At 47.2% G+C, this 20,126-nt stretch carries 18 protein-coding genes and 2 pseudogenes; 16 read left to right on the forward strand and 4 right to left on the reverse strand.

What is annotated here, in order from left to right; translation table 11 throughout:
• Window positions 1-164, forward strand: a pseudogene (locus M891_RS25270) (IS110 family transposase); the annotation flags it as partial.
• 314 nt (window positions 165-478) lie between these two features.
• On the opposite strand, the gene M891_RS0107610 reads toward M891_RS25270, so the two are convergent.
• The 3 genes from M891_RS0107610 to M891_RS0107620 all read right to left on the reverse strand — a co-directional run bounded on the left by M891_RS0107610 (window position 479) and on the right by M891_RS0107620 (window position 3,191).
• Entirely contained in the window at window positions 479-1,300 is an 822-nt protein-coding gene (locus M891_RS0107610; RefSeq protein WP_028538393.1) for a CPBP family intramembrane glutamic endopeptidase, read from the reverse strand.
• An 87-nt stretch (window positions 1,301-1,387) separates the two neighbouring features.
• Window positions 1,388-2,026: a response regulator transcription factor gene (locus tag M891_RS0107615; RefSeq protein ID WP_016314528.1), complete on the reverse strand. Its 639-nt coding sequence runs from the start codon at window positions 2,024-2,026 to the stop codon at window positions 1,388-1,390.
• Window positions 2,013-3,191 carry a sensor histidine kinase gene (locus tag M891_RS0107620; RefSeq protein ID WP_232228304.1) on the reverse strand — a complete coding sequence of 393 codons (1,179 nt, stop codon included), beginning with the start codon at window positions 3,189-3,191 and terminating at the stop codon, window positions 2,013-2,015. Before M891_RS0107620 ends, M891_RS0107615 begins: the two co-directional genes overlap by 14 nt.
• A 284-nt stretch (window positions 3,192-3,475) precedes the next feature.
• Here M891_RS0107620 and M891_RS0107625 point away from each other — a divergent pair, with 284 nt between their 5' ends.
• From M891_RS0107625 to M891_RS0107680, 11 genes are all read left to right on the forward strand, one after another.
• Window positions 3,476-5,008 carry a GGDEF domain-containing protein gene (locus M891_RS0107625; RefSeq protein ID WP_028538395.1) on the forward strand — a complete coding sequence of 511 codons (1,533 nt, stop codon included), beginning with the start codon at window positions 3,476-3,478 and terminating at the stop codon, window positions 5,006-5,008.
• 118 nt (window positions 5,009-5,126) lie between these two features.
• Window positions 5,127-5,801, forward strand: a complete 675-nt coding sequence (locus tag M891_RS0107630; RefSeq protein ID WP_028538396.1) for a stalk domain-containing protein — start codon at window positions 5,127-5,129, stop codon at window positions 5,799-5,801.
• 151 nt (window positions 5,802-5,952) lie between these two features.
• Window positions 5,953-6,519, forward strand: coding sequence for a hypothetical protein (locus M891_RS0107635; protein WP_028538397.1), 567 nt, complete (start codon window positions 5,953-5,955; stop codon window positions 6,517-6,519).
• A gap of 55 nt (window positions 6,520-6,574) precedes the next feature.
• Window positions 6,575-7,522 (forward strand): helix-turn-helix transcriptional regulator, encoded by a 948-nt coding sequence (locus M891_RS0107640; protein WP_028538398.1) that lies wholly within the window; start codon window positions 6,575-6,577, stop codon window positions 7,520-7,522.
• A 67-nt stretch (window positions 7,523-7,589) separates the two neighbouring features.
• Complete coding sequence (locus M891_RS0107645) at window positions 7,590-8,171, forward strand: DinB family protein (RefSeq protein WP_028538399.1); 582 nt, start codon at window positions 7,590-7,592, stop codon at window positions 8,169-8,171.
• A gap of 591 nt (window positions 8,172-8,762) precedes the next feature.
• A complete protein-coding gene (locus M891_RS0107655) occupies window positions 8,763-10,889 on the forward strand; it encodes a methyl-accepting chemotaxis protein (protein ID WP_028538400.1) in 2,127 nt (708 codons plus the stop codon).
• Between the two features lie 46 nt (window positions 10,890-10,935).
• Entirely contained in the window at window positions 10,936-11,640 is a 705-nt protein-coding gene (locus M891_RS0107660) for a TetR/AcrR family transcriptional regulator (protein WP_232228305.1), read from the forward strand.
• 109 nt (window positions 11,641-11,749) lie between these two features.
• On the forward strand, window positions 11,750-12,631 hold the full coding sequence (locus M891_RS26135; protein WP_416285453.1) for an NAD(P)-dependent oxidoreductase: 882 nt from the start codon (window positions 11,750-11,752) through the stop codon (window positions 12,629-12,631).
• A gap of 16 nt (window positions 12,632-12,647) precedes the next feature.
• The gene (locus tag M891_RS0107670) at window positions 12,648-13,877 is read left to right on the forward strand and encodes an MFS transporter (RefSeq protein ID WP_016314517.1); all 1,230 of its coding nucleotides are present in this window, start codon (window positions 12,648-12,650) and stop codon (window positions 13,875-13,877) included.
• A 134-nt stretch (window positions 13,878-14,011) separates the two neighbouring features.
• On the forward strand, window positions 14,012-14,464 hold the full coding sequence (locus M891_RS0107675; protein ID WP_016314516.1) for a helix-turn-helix domain-containing protein: 453 nt from the start codon (window positions 14,012-14,014) through the stop codon (window positions 14,462-14,464).
• A gap of 133 nt (window positions 14,465-14,597) precedes the next feature.
• The gene (locus M891_RS0107680; protein WP_016314515.1) at window positions 14,598-15,350 is read left to right on the forward strand and encodes an SDR family oxidoreductase; all 753 of its coding nucleotides are present in this window, start codon (window positions 14,598-14,600) and stop codon (window positions 15,348-15,350) included.
• 136 nt (window positions 15,351-15,486) lie between these two features.
• On the opposite strand, the gene M891_RS26140 is transcribed toward M891_RS0107680, so the two are convergent.
• Window positions 15,487-15,642, reverse strand: a complete 156-nt coding sequence (locus M891_RS26140) for a response regulator transcription factor (RefSeq protein WP_084628839.1) — start codon at window positions 15,640-15,642, stop codon at window positions 15,487-15,489.
• Here M891_RS26140 and M891_RS26145 point away from each other — a divergent pair.
• The 4 genes and pseudogenes from M891_RS26145 to M891_RS0107700 all read left to right on the forward strand — a co-directional run bounded on the left by M891_RS26145 (window position 15,641) and on the right by M891_RS0107700 (window position 20,046).
• A pseudogene (locus M891_RS26145) lies at window positions 15,641-15,943 on the forward strand (CPBP family intramembrane glutamic endopeptidase). The gene M891_RS26140 and the pseudogene M891_RS26145 overlap by 2 nt on opposite strands.
• Window positions 15,944-16,186: 243 nt before the next feature.
• Window positions 16,187-17,497 (forward strand): MFS transporter, encoded by a 1,311-nt coding sequence (locus M891_RS23475; RefSeq protein WP_084628841.1) that lies wholly within the window; start codon window positions 16,187-16,189, stop codon window positions 17,495-17,497.
• Between the two features lie 277 nt (window positions 17,498-17,774).
• Window positions 17,775-18,953: a GntR family transcriptional regulator gene (locus M891_RS0107695; RefSeq protein ID WP_028538403.1), complete on the forward strand. Its 1,179-nt coding sequence runs from the start codon at window positions 17,775-17,777 to the stop codon at window positions 18,951-18,953.
• Between the two features lies 1 nt (window position 18,954).
• Window positions 18,955-20,046 carry an extracellular solute-binding protein gene (locus M891_RS0107700; RefSeq protein WP_028538404.1) on the forward strand — a complete coding sequence of 364 codons (1,092 nt, stop codon included), beginning with the start codon at window positions 18,955-18,957 and terminating at the stop codon, window positions 20,044-20,046.
• Window positions 20,047-20,126: the final 80 nt, after the last annotated feature.

Below are 20,126 nucleotides of genomic sequence, written 5' to 3' on the forward strand. Positions count from 1 at the left end.
AATTCGGTGAATATTACCGGAAGAAGTATCACGAAGTGCCCAAGAATCAACACAAACGCGCCCTCGTCTTAACGGCAAGAAAACTCGTGCGTCTGGTCGATGTGCTGCTACGCAGCGGCCAACTCTACACGCCTCGAAGGAAGGTGAATAGCGCCAAGGATTAACGCCTCCTTTGCCTTAGTCCTTCACGAATTCCCAGTAAAAATCTGGTATCTGACATGGTTTTTGGCTGGGTTTGGTTTGATGCGCCCTTTTTTCGTGACTCCGCGCTCAACAGGCACGGGAAATTTCCANTTCGATTAAATCAACAGCTTGACATCATACCGCTGGACTTAAGTAGGGTAAGGTATACACAATTAACATAGCATTGTAAAATCCTAGTGGATGTGAGAAATAATACGAAAAAGTGGAAGTGAACAAGGATGATGCCCGCCCCGGAAGCAGGAGAGGAATATGATCAGCAGCCGGTAAGATCAGATCAAATTTCTTTAAACGAGGGCTGTTTCCGCTTGGCAACCATCAGCATCGGAATGGCGATCGCCAGACTGACCACAACGGGAACAATAGAGGCTTCAAGGCCAAACATTCCCCCAGTGAGAAGTGCGGCACCTTCTGCTTTCACCGTAAACAGACCGGTTGTTGTGTGCCCAGAAACAGGAATACCAAGCAAGCCCTCGACGGCATTCCAGCCGAAATGCAGTCCCATGACAAACCACAGGTTCCGCCGCCATATAAATGCCGCTCCAAGCAGAACGCCCGCCTCAATGGAAATAGCGAACGCACTCCATAGTGTTGCCCCTGTATTCCCAAGATGGGCTATTCCGAAGAAGAGTGAGGTTACAGCGAGTGCGAGCCAGGGCCCGGCCAATTTCGTAATGGCTTGAAACATAAGCCCGCGAAAGATGAGCTCCTCTACAAAGGCTGCGCCTAAAGCTGAGGTAATGGAGGATGCCAGAATGGAGCTTGTATCTGCAGAGCTCGACCATTGAAAGGTGTACCCTCCCGCAGCAACAATTATCAAAATGGACACTAGGATAAAGAGTACCCCTGTTACAAGCCCCATCCCAGCTTCAATACCTGCGCGTTGTCTTGTTAATTCAGGAGTTGGACGGTTAGCAAGGTATTTCATTGTCAGCTTATATACGAGAATAGCAATCGAACCTTCCACGAATGTAATCGCAAGGGAAGCGACTTCTCCTGCCTGATAGGCCAAGGGTCGAAATAGGGAATCGATCAAAATGATGCCCAAAGCCCCCGCCAACATCCATGTGATAGGAAAACGTGAGAACTTGCTGTTCATGGTTGTTTCAGCCCCTTTTTTTGCTCGTTTATTACGAGTGTAGGCTGAAAAAGTCATAAACCATAGTGAGTATTCGTCATTAAAAAGTCATATGATCCCTGAATCTCGGGCTTTACGGGCGGCCTCTTGCCGTCCTCCCACATTCAGCTTCGAATAGATCGTTGAGATGTAATTTTTAACGGTTCCCTCGCTAAGATGCAGGGCCTCGGCAATGTCTTGATTACGCATGCCTGAAGCCAGCTTATGCAGCACTTCAATTTCGCGAGCGCTAAGTCCGTATTCGTTTATTTTTGGGGCAGGGCTGAGGTTCAAATTTTTGATCATTTTACTGGCCATCTCCTGCGTGATTAACGTTCCTCCCGCATGAACGACACGTATGCCCGCAGCTAGTTCCTTGGGATGAATCGCTTTGAGCAAATAGCCTTCCGCGCCATGGCTTAATGCCGTCAACACATATTCCACTTCCCGGTAAGAGGTGAGTATAATGACTTTGGTTGCAGGTGTTCGCTCTTTAATCTTTGCTGTTGCAGCGACGCCGTCCATGACTGGCATATTGATATCCATCAGTACAATATCCGGCTGTAACTGCTCGCAGGATTTGACGGCTTCTTCGCCATTTTTGGCTAACCCGACAATTTCAAAATCCTCTTCCATCGACAGCACGATATGGAGACTCTCAAGAATTAATTCCTGATCATCCGCAATCAGCATTTTAATTTTGGACATGCAGGATTACTCCTTCCAGAGGAAATTGACAGCTGACCTCGGTAACCGGGGCCGTTCCGGCTTCAGATGATACAGACAGGGTTCCTCCCAAATGCTCAACCCGTTGTTTCATAGCAGTCAAGCCAAAGCCATATTCCAGCCGATTAATCGGCTTGCCGTTATTTCGGATGAATAGATGCACGTGGGTCTCAGAAAACCGAAGCTCCAGATGCAGTTGAGTTGCTTTTCCATGTTTTAATGCGTTTGTAAAAGATTCTTGTATGACTCGCAGGATGGTCTGACGTGCTTGGAAACGCAACGCTGGCTCAGTTCCTGACAGGTTTAAAACCACATCAGTTCCTGTATGTACCCGGAAATTGAACGCAAGTGTCTCAATCTGTTGGTAAAGATTTGATTCTCCTTCGTCGCCCATCTCATGGACGATGCTTCTCATTTCGTTCAGATTGCGCTCAGCTAATTCTCTTAAGCGATTTAACCGATCCTTGACTTCGGCCGGCTTGTGATCCAACAGGGCAATGGCAGCATCGAGGCTCATAATAAGCGATATAAAAGAGTGCCCAAGCGTATCATGAAGCTCCTTGGACAAGCGATGGCGTTCTTCAAGTAAAGTCATCTTCTCAACTTCCGCGGCGTAGTGGGTTAACAGCTTATTTTGCTGCTCCACTTCAGCTACCAGTTTATTTTTCTGATCGTACGCATTGGCTACGGAGCTTGCCCATACCCCGATAAAGCAAAAGATCAGGTTATCTGTTCCGATACCGAGGGTCTGCTCCCAAGACAATTTGAAGTGAGATTGAAAGGTAAAAGGAATCAAAGCAACGATAGGAATGATCCAGAGTGTGTATCGAGTGCACAAATACCCCATTGCAAGACTCGGCAACAAATAGTCTGCCTTGGATGCCAAATCAGGATGGAAAACCGAGTTCACATAATAAGAGCCGCCTAGCAGCAGTTCCATGATGCAGAACCAGGTTTTGTTCATCCGCCGCCCAGGGAACCAGAATAGGATAGGGACGATAAACGCTGCCAGCAACCAGATCATGTATAACGATGTGCGGGTTGAGGGCATGCCGTCAATGAAAAGCCGGGACAACAGCAAAATATAATGGTACGAACGAAGAGCGAATATGCCCCAATCCATGAAAGGTAGAATTTTTTTCATCATGATCTCCGAACTTCCATTCCGATAAAGATCTTCAGATCCAGTTTTATACATTATACGATTTTATGGTGCAAAGACAATTGAAAAATCGGGGGTTCGTTCTACTTAAAGTTTTCTTTACATTTCGTATATGTGGGAATTAACCATGCTAAATTAGAATTAATCCATTTGAGTGAGTCAGGGCTTCATTCACAGTTGAAAACATGACAGGAATCACTTAGATCGTATCTGTGAAGGATGCCTGGCAGGGGTGTCCTTCATTTTGCTGTATTAAGAGGGTGTTGATATTGAGGACAGAGAATGTAATGTGTGATGTATTAACGCTGCTTGTACCTAGTATTTTTTTATGGATTTTCGCTACTTACATCTTAGTTAGGTCGTACCCTTATAAAACGGCAAGATTCCTAGCGGCAGGAATTTTATGCAGTGCGGGTGGTTTTACAGCCGAGTTGATTGCCTTAATGGTGTCAACGGATTGGAGTCGCTCGATCCATCTTTATGTTGGGGTGATCGCCCTTTACTTAAGCTTTGCCTTCATTGTTCATATCCTCTATGACATGATACAAACCATGCAACCCTCCCATATGGCAGGGCTTCCTCGTATCTTTTATGGCTTCTCTATTCTGATGCTAGGTATGGGGTATGTAGGAAGTACCATCATGACACAGCCTCTCATTTCTACCTTGGCGAATATCGGATCGTGTACCGTTGTGTTAGCTCTTTTATGTATGGGTTACAAATATGTAGTGTCTGCGGGACATCAACTCTTCTTTAAGGTATGCTTTGGTTTTGCGGCGATTGCGTGTTTCGGTATAGTTCTCTCGGGGATCCCTGTCGTTTCCTTCCCGTTTGTTGTGCCAGCAACACCAGGTTTATGGTTGTCGGCTATGGCCTGTACGCTCATTGCTTGCTTCATCGTAAAGTTGAATCTAGTCCCCAGTGCTGCCAAACGTTATTCTTCCCTCATGGAATCTTCTGCGACACCGATGGTGATTCTCGATAATAATAAGCAATTGCTAGAGGTCAATGACATTGGAAAGTTGAACTATCAAATGAGAATTCAGACGGATTTTAGAAATTATTTTAATTATCAAAATGATCCCGATGCTTGGGATCAAATGTTTGCTCATTTAGATGAGAACTTCACCATCAAAGGTTATCGGATCCATTATTTAAATGAAGATGGCAACGAGAACATCGTTTTGATTGATGCTTCTAAGGTGAATCTGGGCTGCGAAACATATTATTATTGCATGATTCATGAGGTAACACAGGAGTTTCAGCTCAGAACCTTAAATGAGTACTTAGCTTATCACGATGTACTCACGGGTGTATACAATCGTGCCTACTTCGAAGGCGAAGTAAAGCGAAAGTTAGCTCAAGATCGAAAACCAGACGGTGCGATGATCATATGTGATTTAAACTTTTTTAAAGAAATCAATGATACGTATGGTCATCAAATTGGCGATCAGGTGCTGATTTTTACGGCGAGATTTTGGCGTGAACACTTGCCGAAACCACATCTATTCGCACGTTTAGGCGGCGATGAATTTGTGATGTTCTTTGAAGAAATCAATTCCGAGGATCTATTTCTTAAGCAAGTTAACAAGGTTCGGAACGCTTTCCAATATAACTTGTATAGACAGGATCAAATCCAAATCGAGATTGTTCCTAGTATTGGAGTTGCCTTTGTGGGCGAAGACGGCATGAATTATGAGCAACTCTATCATACTTGTGACACACGCATGTATGACGACAAGAAAACCGTAAAAGAGCAATATTGCATGAAGCAAGTGTGCTTCAATCGGCATCATATCTAGCATTAGGGCCTCTCGTAATGACACAAAATGATTTAGCCATTCCTTGCTTGCCTTCAATTTTAAATACTTGGTATAATGAATTAATTTTAATAATTTCAATATAGAGAGGAGTTATCACTTGAAGAAAAAATATTTTGCGATTCTAATTGCGCTGTCTTTAGCGGCCAGTATGGGAACAGGCGTATTCGCAGGTTCCAAACTCCAGGAAATTAAAGCGTACTTAAACCATGACATCAAGATTGTAGTCAATGGAACTGCTGTGCAACTTACAAATCAAAATGGTAAGCCAGTCGTTCCAATCTCTTACGATAATACAACTTATTTGCCCGTTCGTGCGGTATCAGAAGCTCTAGGCGTTGCGGTCAGCTTCGATGCAGCAACGAATACTGTCAACTTAGGAGAAAAAGTTGAAGGAACATCCATTGCCAAAGGCTTCGATGATATGTACCATACGAAAGACCCTCAATATACAACTTATCAAGGCAAAGATTACAAAGAGGTATATTATAATTCTGCTTCCGGCGATCGTAGCAGCAGCTTTATGCTGTATCCCAAGAAGCAATATCAAAAGCTCTATCTTCAAATTGCAGCCATCGGGGAAAACATTGAAAAGTTTGAAATTAAAGATGCTGAAGGTTCAACGGTACTGAAAACTGTCGATGTCATTAAACCGGAAGATGGACTTGTGACGATTGAGGTTGATATTAGCGGTTTCAACTCCCTATATGTTAATGGGAATGCGAAAAATGGAGGAGCTGTCTTTGTTCCGTTGACTACTTCGTATTATCGCTGATTACATAAACACATAAGCAAAGCAAGAGGCTCTCGCAAATCGAGAGCCTCTTAATATTATCGTGCTCACCCAAATTGCCCCCGCATCTCACCTGATGGTAAAATATTGGGAAATGATAGGAGGAGACGGACCTCCATTTGAGGGGAAGAAGATGAGTAAACCTGAAATGAACGTCGCATTGGTATGCGGGCCTGATTGCGATATGGAAGTCCAAGCCATTCGAGCCACGCTGGAGTATTTTGGTGCAAGAGTGTTTACTTATTGGGTCGGCAGACCAAGCGATCTGATAGATATCCTATCCGGCAAGGATCTATATCCGAATACGGACACGATCATTCTTAGCTTCCATGGCGACGAAGGCCAACTGATCATGCCAGAGCTGGAAGAAAGCATCTACGAACCGGAGGAACCTAAGGGGAACTTTGGGCCGGAGGAGATCAGACGCTTTGCCAAGCTGGCAGGGAAAACGGTCATCGGCACCGGGTGCTCAGTTGGAGCATTTGAGACGGCACAAGCATTTCTCGACAGTGGCTGTGAATTCTATATTGGACCTAATGACTATCCAGATGGAAATGATGCGCTCATGTTTGTCCTGAGGTTCTTTTACGATCTGATTCAGAACAAACGAAGCGTCAGGGAGGCTTTCCAAAATGCTAAGGCTCTGGGTGCGCAGATGGATATGTTTCAGTTGTATGAAAACACGCAACGGGGTAATTGAAAGCGAATAAAAGACAAAGGTCATTTTGATGTTTCAAAAAAAGGATGCGGATGATGTGAACAAAACCGATCGAATGCTGGCCATCGTGATTGAGTTGCAGCGTAAAGGTGTACTGCGCGCCGAGGATTTGGCCGCCAAGTTCGAGACGAGTGTCCGCACGATATACCGTGACATCCAAGCGCTCAGCGAAGCGGGGGTTCCGGTGGCGGGGGCACCGGGAGTTGGTTACTCCTTAATGGATGGATACTTTCTCCCTCCGGTTAGCTTCACATCGGAGGAAGCGGTGGCGCTGCTTATCGGGGCGGATTTCGTCAACATGAGGTTGGACGCGGAGTACGGGGCGAAGGCGCGCAGTGCGCAGGAGAAGATCGAGGCGATTTTGCCGGAGAACGTATTCGAGGAGACCGAGCGGATTCGATCGACAATTCGACTGCTGAATGAACATGGAACGAAAACGCGCGGGCAGGAAAAAGAGACGTTCGAACAGTTACGCCAAGCGGTTCTGCGGAAGCGGAAGGTTCGGTTTGGCTACTCCAAAAAATGGCCGGATCCGGATGGAGATCGTCATAGCGTGAGGATGGTGCATCCTTATGGGCTCGTTTTTTCTCAAGGGGTGTGGATGCTTGTTGCGTTCTGCGAACTGAGGCAAGACATCAGGCACTTTCGGCTGTCTCGTATGAGCGAGCTTGTTGTACTGGAAGAGTCGTTCAACATCGTGCCGGGCTTTAGCTTTCAGGATCACCGATCTGTAGACGATCGGAATGTGACCGTCCGCATGTGGGTCGATCATGCCATTGCAGACCGGGTTCAGGAATCAGACAATTTCTATATGGAGTCGTTCGAACTGGGGGAGGAAGGCGGGTTGGCGACGTTCCGCGTTCGGCGGGTGGAGGACCTTCTTCCATGGACGCTTGGATGGGGAGCGGCGGTACGTGTACTGGAGCCGGAATCGTTGCGTGCCCAAGTTCGAGAGGAAATCCAAAAAATGCTGGAACACTACTGACAAACTGTTGTCAGTAGTGTTTAGGTATGCTGAATCTAACTTGAACAGGAAGGGGTTGGGTTCAGTAATGGATACGAAAGAAATATTGGGTAAATTCGAGGAGACCGTCACCACTTATATACGCGAATTGGATGGTGTAAGTCTGGATCAACTGCTATGGAAGCCGGCGGAGGACGAATGGTCACTGGGACAGATGTACATGCATTTAATCCGCTCTGCACAGTGGCAGTTGAGGAATGCCGCACTATGCCTTGAACCGGGCGGCGGCACGGAAGTCTCACGGGAGGGGAAGACGCAGCTGGGTGAGAAGCTGTTCACAATGGGGAGCTTTCCGCCAGATCGAGTCCGAGTTCCCCCGTCCCCACAATACACACCGCCGCAACCGGAAAGCAAAGAACAGCTTGTGGGTGGAATGCAGGATACATTACGCAAGATGAGCGAGATGGAGTCCAAGATTACGTTGGTGTTTGATCTGGTTACCGAGGGTCGATCAGAATCGAGTAAAGAGATCGCTCGAAATACAGTTGCCCATCCGCAATTCGGCGGATTAAATGCGTTGGAATGGCTCCACCTGATCGAAATGCACTATCGCCATCATTTGCTTCAGAAGCAGCGTCTGGACAAGGCTTGGAGGGAAGCGCAGGGGTAGGTTGACCAGAGAGTTTTCTTGATGATGATCACGGTAGCCAGCGTGAGGCCATCCTATGAAGGATGGCCTTTAGTATGTTCTTGTGAACGGTACGGATAGCTGTATCATAGGTATTGTAAGGTCTTGGGAGGAGTTCGTATGTTCAAGATTGCCATTAAGCTGGTTACTTTTTTGCGTCTGCATGAAGATAAGCGAGGAGAAATTTTAGATTTACTTGTGCATCTATTCACAATAGAGAAAATTTTGCCGATACTTTAAATATAAGAGTATGGAATTCAAGGATTCATCTTTGATCTGATCCAATTTGTTGCGGGGACTTATGTAGCAGGATGATCAGAGCGAGATTACCCGTGCAGATTGAACGGGTTATTGTTAATTTTCAAGATTATGAAGCCAAGTATGACCGGATTCGAGCAGGAGCTAGCAGGTTTACACATCAAGATCGGATATCGTGAATAAAGATTACGGTTCGTTTACCTCAGTCCACAATCGATAGATTGTGGTTTTTCTACTAAATCTCAGGTCGAATATCTTGGCAACACACAAGGGCATCAAAGGAAATGCATATATATGCAAAGGGTGTGTGGTAAGATGCTAGACAAATTTCTAAGTCCATTTACCTCAATCATTACGAGGCTCAAATATGGACAAAAATTCATGCTGATCAGTTTGTTATTTCTGATTCCGATTGCTATCCTTCTAGCTATCTGGATCTCAACGCAGCAAAATGATCTGAAAACAATGAAGAATGAGCGGATTGGCTTGGAGCAAGTCGAAGACTTGATGCCTTTCATCCTGAGGGTTCAAGAGCATCGCGGACTTGTAAACGGGTACCTGAACGGAAATAAAGATGCCAAGGCTCAAATTGAGGCGAAGCAACAAGAGATCTCTCAATTAATTGAAGAAATGGACCATCATTTTCTTGAGCATGGTCTTCCCCAATCCTATGAAAAATGGAATTCTCTCAAAAAAGAATGGGAAGTCCTGCTCAACTCTTATGAAGGCTTAAAGGCAACCGAGAGTTTTGATCGTCATTCTGATCTGGTGTCCTTGGCTAAAGAGCTGATCGTTCTCAGTGCGGATGAGTCGAGCCTATCTCTGGATAATGAGATTAACTCCTATTACTTGATGAAAATGACCGTCGAGGAACTGCCTCAATTAATTGAGAGCGCAGCGGTCTTCCGGGGACAGGGAAATGGGGTTCTCGTCACAGGAAAACTGTCGAATGATATGGCAGTTCAGTTGCAAGTAGAAGTTTCAATGAGTGAGGTCGAACTCGACAATCTGAACAAGTCGCTGGCCAAAATTTACGAGTTGAACAACACCATGAATGAGGAACTCCTTAAGAAGGGGGAACAAACTGTACAGAACCTTCAGCAATTTCTCGGCTTGCTGGATGAAGAAATTTTAAACCCTAACGGGATGAGCATGGATGCTAATGTGTTCTTTGAGGAAGGAACGACGGCCATTAAATCAGCGAGTGAGCTATTCGAGTTGGCCGCAATCGAATTGGGCGATAAGCTTCAGGAACGTATCCATGATATTACGACGGTGCGAAATATTTTCTTATTGATTACAGCTGTGGTACTGCTGTTGGTATTCCAATTCTATGTATCCTTCTATCGAAGCGTGATCGAAACCGTTCGTACTTTAAAACAGCGTGCCGAAGCCATGGCCCAGGGCGATTTCTCTCAGGATATTGTCTTACCTACGAAGGATGAGCTGCAGCTTGTCGGGATTGCCTTTAATGAAATGCAAAGATCGATGAATCGGGTGCTGAGCAATAGTCAGCAAATTGCGGCAACCACATTCCAGGCTTCCCTGAAACTATCTGAAATCTCCAATGAATCTACCATGGCGATGCAGCAGGTGGCTGTTGCGGTACAGGAAGTGTCGGAAGGGACAACGTCACAGAAGAGAACGACCGCAGAAACGTCGGCTACCATGAATGAGATGGCGATTGGTGTTCAGCGGGTTGCTGAGGCTGCATCCGAGGTTGCCATGATCGCAATGAAAGCGAATGATCACGCAGATCATGGGAATCAGCAGTTGGTGGAGACCGTAAATCAAATGACAAGCATTAAGAAGACGCAGCTGGAGTCCTCCCAGATTGTAACTAAGCTCGATGAGCATTCCGCGCAGATCGAGCAAATCATTCAAGTTATTATGGATATTGCGAATCAAACCAAGCTGCTTGCGCTGAATGCCAATATCGAAGCGGCGCGCGCAGGGGAACATGGTCGTGGTTTTGCTGTTGTTGCACAAGAGGTTGGAAAGCTCGCTGAAGAAACATCCAAATCCGGGGAGACCATTTCGGAACTGTTAAATGTTATACGATCCCTTGTTGGAGATACCGTAGCTGCCATGAATTCGATGCAGACCGAGACGAATGCGGGGATGGATTCCATTGAACGATCTCAAGCGGCCATCGATCGAATTCTGAATGAGGTCAAGCTCGTCAGCGAACGGATTCAGGAAGTATCTGCTACCTCTGAAGAAATGTCGGCCGAGATGGAGGAAGTAACTGCCTCTATTGCGGAGATCTCCGATATTTCTCATCAGACTTCGGATGAAGCGGAGAACATGGCGGCCGCTGCAGAAGAGCAACTGGCCTCTATGGAGCAAATCCAAAGCTCTGCCGAGGAGTTGAGGGACATGTCCCGGAAATTGCAAGAAGATTTAAGTAAATTTATATTGCGAGAAGATACTGCAGTCTGACAAGGCCTCGCTATGTTGAAAAAAGCCGGTAAAAGATGCAACTCCCATGTTTACCGGCTATTTTTCAAATCAGGTTCATCTCACGCACATCAGTCTTGACAAAAAAAGGGTAAAGATTTATGTTCTATTTTGTAATGACCATTTCAAAATGACGCAGGGAGGTGAGCATTTGCGCCCCAAAGAGTTTAATCCAGACGAGATCGTGGATGCTGCCATGCATGTGTTTTGGGAACGCGGCTATGCGGCGACCTCTATTCAAGACTTAGTCGAAGGCACAGAACTCGGTCGAAGCAGTATTTACAATGCCTTTGGCAGTAAGCATGAACTGTATGAGCAATCGCTGCGCCGATACCAGGAGTTGAAGGCAGAGAAAATTGCGGTGTTATCTGGACCTGGTTCAGTTAAAGCGCGCGTTAGAGCTTTACTGATGGAAGTGGTGAATGAAGAACTCAGCGATGATAAAGGGCTTGGGTGCATGACCGCCAGCGCAGCTCTTGAGCTTGCAAGCCATGATGCGGAAGTGGCTGCCATTGTGACGCAAAATTTAAAATCCTTTGAATCAACCATCTATGAGACCTTGTTATATGCCCAAGAGAGCGGAGAAATTGCTGCAGACAAGGATGTTCGCGCACTGTCTCGCTTTATCCTCAATGCAATTCAAGGGATGCGAGTGTTAAGTAAAGGGTATCTTGGGCAGGATCGGCGGCAAATTTTGCTCGATGTTGTGGAGGTCACTCTTCAGGTACTTTAATAATGGCTAACATCGCACCGCTCTAAATTATCTTGAAAAAACCTGCAGTACACCTTGCAGGAATTTTTTTGCAGAGTATTGTAATGAACGTTCCAAAAAAGAGGAGGTTATTCGAATGACAGCAGCAGAGACGAAATCAAATCCAAAAACGATCGCCGTACTTGGCACCGGCATTATTGGGGCACCCGTTGCGCGTAATCTGCAGAAGCAGGGCTTCTCTGTGCGTGTGTGGAATCGGACACGTGCCAAAGCAGAGGCGCTTGCCGCATCCGGTTTGGATGTTTTTGACTCGCCACAGGAGGCAGTGGAAGGTGCGAATATAATTCTTACGCTGCTGAAGGATGGGGCGTCCGTGCTGGAAGTGATGAAAAGTGCAGCCTCCGGTTTATCCCAGGGAGCGATCTGGATTCAGATGAGTACAGTTGGCATCCAAGCGATCGAAGAATTGGCGAGCTTCGCGGAGCGGCATGGACTCAGACTGTTTGATGCCCCCATCCAGGGCACTCGTCAACCGGCGGAACAGGGCCAACTTGTTATCATGGCGTCCGGGCCAACTCAAGATCGAGATACCGTGCAACCCGTGTTTGATGCAATTGGCAAACGGACCGTGTGGGTGTCGGAGAAGATTGGAGCGGCCAGCCGGCTCAAGCTTGCATTAAATAGCTGGGCGTTCGCACTGACACATGGTGTTGCGGAGAGCTTAGCTATCGCCAAGGGGCTGGGCGTTGATCCCGCGTTGGTGGTGGATGTGGTGAAGGGCGGACCGATGGATAGTGCATTTTTTCAGTCTAAAGCGGCTTTAATCCTTGCGAATGATTATCCTGTCAGCTTCTCGGTGGCGAATGCGCTCAAAGACGCCCAACTGGTGATGGAAGCTGTGGAGCAGGCGGATCTCACTGCAGAAGTTGCCGCTGCCGGGCTGCAAAGATTCCGGCGGGCGCTCGAAGCGGGGCATCAGGACAAAGATATGGCTGCATCCGGATTGGTGTGAGAAGAACGATAACGCTATGAATAAAGTTAAAAATATTGAATCTACACCAACAGGCATTCACTTTCAGGATGCACCTGCATCAGTTGGACTTCCCGTTTGGCGACTTCTTGCGTTCACTATGGCTGGTTTTATCGCCATATTAACAGAGACGATGCCGGCAGGGTTGCTGCCGCAAATCTCCAAGGATTTTGGCATCTCCGAAGCGATGGCGGGCCAGCTTGTATCGCTATATGCCTTTGGCTCGGTGGTGGCGGCCATTCCGCTGATCGCTGCAACGCGTGGATGGCGCAGGAAACATGTATTATTGTTGGCAGTCGGCGGCTTGTTTCTTTTTAACACGGTAACCGCGTTGTCTACCAACTATTACTTGACCTTGGGTGCTCGATTCGTTGCAGGTATGGCGGCAGCATTGACCTGGGGACTGCTAGCCGGTTATGCGAGAAGAATGGTGCCATATCATCTGCAGGGGCGTGCACTCGCGATTGTGGGCGTGGGTCAGCCTATTGCCTTATCTCTAGGTGTACCGCTGGGCACCTGGCTTGGCACTTTGCTTGATTGGCAGGGGATCTTTGGAATGATCTCCATCCTTGCGCTGGCTCTCATCGTGTGGATCCTTGCCGCAGTGCCGGATTATCCAGGCCAAAGACATGATCAACGGCAGCCTATCCCCGAAGTTTTCCTAATTCCTGGGGTTCGCTCGGTACTATTCGTCGTTTTTGTATGGATTTTGGCTCACAACATCCTCTATACCTACATCGCGCCATTTATGGCTCACATCGGGCTTGCGAATCGTCTGGACCTCATTCTGCTGATCTTTGGCTGCTCATCCATCGTTGGGATTTGGATCACAGGTCAATTTATAGACGTCCGGCTTCGTTTCCTGACACTGATCAGCTTGGCTTTGTTCGTATTGGGTTCCATCGCACTTGGGCTGGTTAGCGAAATCCATGCGATCACCTATCTGTGTGTTTCGATTTGGGGATTGACCTTCGGAGGTGCACCCACATTGCTGCAGACGGCTATCGCGGATGCGGCAGGCGAGGGAGCGGATGTGGCACAATCGATGCTGGTGACCGTCTTTAACCTGGCCGTTGCTGGAGGGGGCGTCGTTGGCGGACTGTTGTTGGATTCCACCGGGGCGGGATCTTTTGCTTGGGCCGTTGCACTTCTTGGACTGATCATCTGGTTTACGGTATGGAGAGGCAAGACTTACGCATTTAAGGCGGAGCGCCGTTCGCGCGGATAGACGTAGAGGCCGTGTCTAGCTTAATATCACGCTTGCAACCTGAGGTTGCGCTGGGATGTAACCAATCCGTTCTTTTACATTAGAGATGGCATCACTTAAAATGAGCTTATCAATTTCAGGAAGGCTGTGTTGTGATGATCTTTAGTGAGAAGTTAAAAGCGGAGCGAATGAAAAAGGGCTGGACTCAAGACGAATTAGCCGAGAAGTTGTTTGTCAGTCGCCAGTCAGTCTCCAAATGGGAGAAAGGGCTGAATTATCCGAGCATTGAAACCCTTTTGAAGATAAGCGACTTGTTTGATATTAGTCTTGATGAGTTATTAAAAAGTGATGAGGAGCTGACAAAAAAGGTGATCAAAGAAAGTAAACAGTTGGCTCATCCGAAACTAAAATTTTTCTTTGATGTTCTATTTTTGGCAGCTCTTGTTCTGCTACTTATTAAGATCGGTGTCCTCATTCTGAACAAAGTATTCTCGCTCGATATTGACCTGCTTGGCGGCAAATTCCTATGGAATTTTGGCCCACTGGTGCTGATGATTGTCTCCGGAATCGGGTCGGGTATTCTTAAGGAACGATACAAGCAAGATTGACATAAAAAGACGCAGCTCAATCTTGGGATGGGGAACGGGAAGTTGCTGGAGATAGACTTTCATTGGTTGACATATCAACCTAATCGCTTAGGGAAGTTTGTTTCATCAATCCATAAAAAAGGAGAGAGTCGTTATGCATAATAAACCGGTTGCCTTGGTCACGGGGGCAAATAAAGGCATTGGACTTCAAATCGCCAAAGACCTTGCAGCGCACGGATTTACTGTACTCGTCGGGTCACGCAATCTTGAGAATGGGGTAACTGCAGCGAAGAGCATTGGGGAGAGCGCACATGCCATCGAGCTTGACGTTACGAACCAGGACACTATCAACGCTGCGGCAGAACGTATTCGGAACGAATTTGGTCGACTCGATGTACTTGTCAATAATGCGGGTATCTCCCATGCCGGTAAGCCGGGCAGATCGCTCGAGGAGGTGGTGAAGGATAGCCTTCCGAGTGTTGCCAAGCTCGATGAAGTGCGCGCCGTATTCGAGACGAATGTGTTTGGCGTGATCGCTGTTACCCAAGCGATGCTGCCGCTCCTCCGTGAAGCGCCGGCAGGCCGCATTGTTAACGTATCGAGCGAATCCGGGTCATTAACGATGAACTCCGATCCGAATTTTCCGCATCGCTCGGTGTTCACCGCATCTTACAGCCCGTCCAAAGCGGCTCTTAATGCGATAACCCTTGCCTTTGCCATCGAACTTGAGTCGTCCGGCATCAAGGTGAATGCGGCGTGCCCGGGCTTCACCGGAACGGATTTTAATAACTACGCGGGGACGCGAACCGTTGAACAGGCCGCACGTGAACCGGTGCGTCTGGCGCTCCTGGACGAGAATGGCCCAATGGGCACGTTCTCCAACGAGTTTGGTCCGCTTCCGTGGTAATAGACAGATTCAAAATGAAGAGGGGGAGCAGGGCGCGTCGGAGGTAACGTTTTGGGCTGATCTTGGTGGTATAATTTAATACGGCCCCCGAATCTTCTCGGGGGCTTTATTTTTGTGCAATCTGTTTTGTTTGTCGTTACACTTCTTGATATTTATTTACCGCCTGCATGCGGTTCTTGACATTCATCTTGGAATAGACGATGGAAACATAATTTTTCACAGTTCCCTCTGAGTAATGCATTTGGGTTGCAATTTCTTTATAGGTTAGGCCCTTTGATAAGTAATTTAAAATCCCGAGGTATACCGAGTTTACTCAGCCGTATTTTTTATTCAGAGGGTTGCTGCAAGAAAGACTCAACTGGTATGTTAAACCTTATTTTGCGATCCCTCTAACCTCCATGATATTTGCGCTCATGCATGTGTCTTAGGGATCTGTGCAAATCGTGTCGATCGATTTGATATCGGTGTTCTTAGATAGTCTTGTATTTGGGATCATATACTATCAAACCCGAAATGTCTGGGTCTCCTGGCTTGCCCACTTTGCAGCCAACCTGCTGGCTTACTTTTATATTGCTAATGGGCTCTTCTTCTAATTAGCAGCGACAGGAGGCGTCAATCTTGAAGATCCCTGTACACGAATATACCCGCTCGTTCTTGGTGGCCGAGCATTCTGCGTCAACTGATCGGATCCTTGGGTTGAGACAGCAATTCTCATTCGTTTGAAACCCTTAATCGGGACCATGCCGTTCTGTTGAACCGGCTGTATCCCCTCCTGCAATTCTTACACAAGATGGCTTACGCAGTAGAGATGTGTGTGCTACACTAGACGGGACAAAATGATACAACAGGAGGGGTTTATCATCACCGCATCAAGACCCAACGTTCTCCGAACAAACCGCTCTTATCGCCGGTTATGGTTTGCACGGATCTTTACAACGACGTCCTTTCAGATGCTTACCGTTGCCATCAGCTGGCAAATGTATATATTAACCCATGATGCCTTTAAGTTAGGGCTGGTGGGTCTGGCTGAATTTATTCCGATGCTGCTGCTTACCTTAATCGCCGGTCAAGTGGCGGATCGATTTGAACGCCGCAAAATCATCTTTATTTGCCAGCTTGTAGAATGCGCTGTGGTGGCGCTGTTGCTTGTGTTAACGCTAGGCGGCTGGATTCAAGGTCATCATATCCTGATTGCCGCTGCGATTCTTGGAGCCTCGAGGTCTTTTGAGAACCCGACAAACTCGGCGATGGTGCCGGATCTCGTAGACAAGGAAGAGCTCCCTCAAGCTGCAGCTTGGTCGGCCTCGGCAGGGCAAACGGCCTCGATCATCGGCCCCGCCCTTGGCGGATTGTTGCTGACCTTCGGTCCATCGGTCGTGTACACCACATCCATTGCGGCTTTGTTGATTTCGGCCTTTTTGATTCTTTCCATCCAAGTCAAGCGTGCCGTACGGAAGTTGGAAACCATCAGTATGGATTCGCTGCTGAACGGTCTGCGCTTTGTCTTCCAGCGCAAAGTTATTCTAGGCACGATTTCACTGGATTTGTTCGCTGTCTTGCTCGGCGGGGCTACGGCACTATTGCCTATCTTCGCTGAAGATGTCCTGCATACGGGGTCATGGGGACTCGGGCTGCTCCGGACAGCTCCGGCAGTTGGCGCATTGCTGATGTCGCTGGTTCTGACCCGTTATTCAATCCAAAATTCGATCAGCAAGTATTTGTTTATCTCGCTGGCGATTTTTGGCTTGTCTACCGTGCTGTTCGCCGTCTCTAAAAATCTCGTATTATCTCTGGTCGCCCTGTTCCTAATCGGCGCCTCAGATGTGGTCAGTGTCGTCATTCGTTCTACGCTGGTTCAGCTAAATACGCCGCGTGAAATGCAAGGGCGTGTCAATGCGGTCAACATGCTGTTTATCGGCACATCGAACCAACTCGGTGAATTCGAATCCGGCACGATGGCCAATTGGTTTGGTGCCGTGGTTGCCACCGTTATTGGGGGAATCGGGACACTGGTTGTGGCTGTACTCTGGATGTATCTGTTCCCGGTATTGCGGAATATGAAAACTTATTATGATACCAGTTATGAAAGGGAAGAGCCGGAGAACGGAACTCCTGAGCTGCGAAGTACACCTATACAGCAAAAATAAAGAGGATCTGACGTTAGCGGGTACCCTGCAAGGGACACTGAAATCAAGGTGTTTCGTGCAGGGTCTTCTTTTTGACTTGAAATATGTCAATGACTTTAAATCTTCAATCCTAGCATATTTCAATAAAGCATAATGGCAATAATTTCATGCAAAAGCCCTTATCTCAATATCATTGAATGTGTCAGTGACATATTGTATGGTTATGTCAGCTTAAGCTAACGGATTGGTAGAGCACGCGCGGTTTACCAACTAAAAAATAATAAAGGAATGTCCGGACATGAGTTCTGAAAGCACTTCCAAAAGAGAGAAACAACAGCTGTATTTGCAAGTCGCGGAGAAGGTACTGGAAATCATCGAGACCCGGGGGCTTCAAGCGCATGATCCTGTACCCTCTGAGGGTGAACTGGCCAAGTTGTTTGGCGTCAGCCGAATGACGAGTAAATTGGCCTTGGAACAACTCGCCGAACAAGGCATCGTCTACCGCTTGCCGAGAAGAGGAACGTTCCTTTCCGGTGATCGACATGAAAGACGTCGTGAGCTATTACAGGAACCTGTACAACGGTTACCCGAAAAGAAGGCAAGCAAACAAGTTGCACTGATCATTCCGCATATGTCCGACTATACATCCAGAATCATTTCGGCTGTTGAGCACGAGTTACGCAAACATCAGTTTGAGCTCATTTTAAAAATTAGCAGCGACCAAGACGACCAAGACCGATGCTTACGGGAGCTTGTGGCTGCAGGGATCAGCGGAATCATCTTATTTCCTTGGGGAAGTCGAACCTGCAGTGATCAAGTGCTTCGATTAAAAACGGAACAAATTCCAAGTGTGATCATCGACCGGATTTTTCGTGAGATTCCGTTTGATTGCGTCTATCACGACCATTTTCAAGGCTCCTATGAAATGGCACAGTATTTGATTGCGAAGGGTCATCGGGACATTGGGTATTCGTCTAACATTTTTGAGAACATCACAAGTCGAGAGGAAAGATATCAGGGGTACATTCAAGCTTTGCTTGATCATGGGATTCCGGTGAAGAGCGAATATATTCATTTTAGAACGGAACGCTGTGAACCGGGCCGCTTTCATGAGTATGATGCCGAACAAGGGGAATTTATTAGAAGCAATCCGCAAATGACGGCGATCATGTGTGCGGACGACCAAGTCGCAATTTCTACTTTGTTTTCTGCACTTCATATGAACATATCCGTCCCGGAGAAGCTGTCTATCGTTGGATTTTCGAATACTTATCTTTCAGCATTAACACCCATCCCATTAACTACAGTTCGTCAAGATACAGATCGGCTTGCCGCAGCAGCCGTAGATCTGCTCATGAAGCGTATCAATCATTCGAAGGAACAACATCTCACGATCAAAATACAAACGAACATTGTTGAAAGGAAATCGGTCTTCGATCGAAGCCACTTATTATCACTTGATAAGGAGAGAGTATGAGATGTCGAAAATGATGAAAGCGTTGGCAATGGTGGTGCTTAGCTGTTTAGTCATCACGGCCTGCGGAAGTAATAATAGTGGAAATGCCGGCGGAAACTCGGCGGAATCCGGCGAAAATTCGGGGAGCCAGGTCAAAAATGAGAAATTGATCGTATATACCAATTCAAATTCGGACGGCCGCGGTGAGTGGTGGACGGAGCAAGCGAAAAAAGCGGGATTTGATATTGAAATCGTGGGTGCAGGCGGTGCGGATTTAACCAATCGCTTGATTGCAGAGAAGAATAACCCGATTGCTGACGTGGTATTCGGCTTAAATAATATTCTCTATGAAAATCTGAAGAAAGAGGAAGTTCTAACGAAATACGTCCCGCAGTGGGCTTCGCAAGTTGACGAGGGCTTAAACGATCTGGAAGGCTACTATCATGGCCTCGTAAAACAAGCGATTCTGATTGGCTATAATGCGGACATGTATACCCCGGAGACGGCTCCGAAAGATTGGACTGACTTATATACCAACGAAGCGTTTAAAGGGAAATATGAAGCGCCTACCCGACTTGATAGAGCTACCATGCGTCTGGTTGTCGCAGGGATTTTGTCGCCCCATCAAGACGCCAATGGAGACCTGGGCATTTCTGATGCAGGTTGGGACGCGTTAAAGCAACTCTACGATAATGGGCTTCCGGTCATTGAAGGCGAGGAGCTGTATGCGAATATGGCCAGCGGAAAAGTTCCCATCGGAACGATCGTATCCGGCGAACGCGCCAAGCGAGAACAAGAATACGGCGTCAAAACAGGTTATGTCATTCCTGAAATTGGTGTCCCTATGGTTGTCGAACATATCGCCATTATTAATGGCACGAAGAAGCAGGATACGGCAGAACGGTTTGTGGAGTGGTTTGGCAGCGCTGAAATGCAAGGAGCCTTTGCGAAGGAATTTAATGCGATGCCTGTTATCGCAGAAGCAGCCGAACAAGCTCCGGATTCAGCTAAAGCCATGTTTGCCGAGTTGAAGGCGCAGCCGTTGGATTGGAGCTTCATTGCAGAACATCTGGATGCCTGGGCAGAGAAAATTGAATTGCAAATCATGAACTAAACAGCATGGATGGGGAACTGCATAGCGCTAGTTCAGGCTATGCAGTTCTTTCTTACAACAACCTAAATAGAAAAGGTGAA

The organism is Paenibacillus sp. J14, assembly GCF_000518465.1.
Classification (GTDB): Bacteria; Bacillota; Bacilli; order Paenibacillales; family Paenibacillaceae; genus Fontibacillus; species Fontibacillus barengoltzii.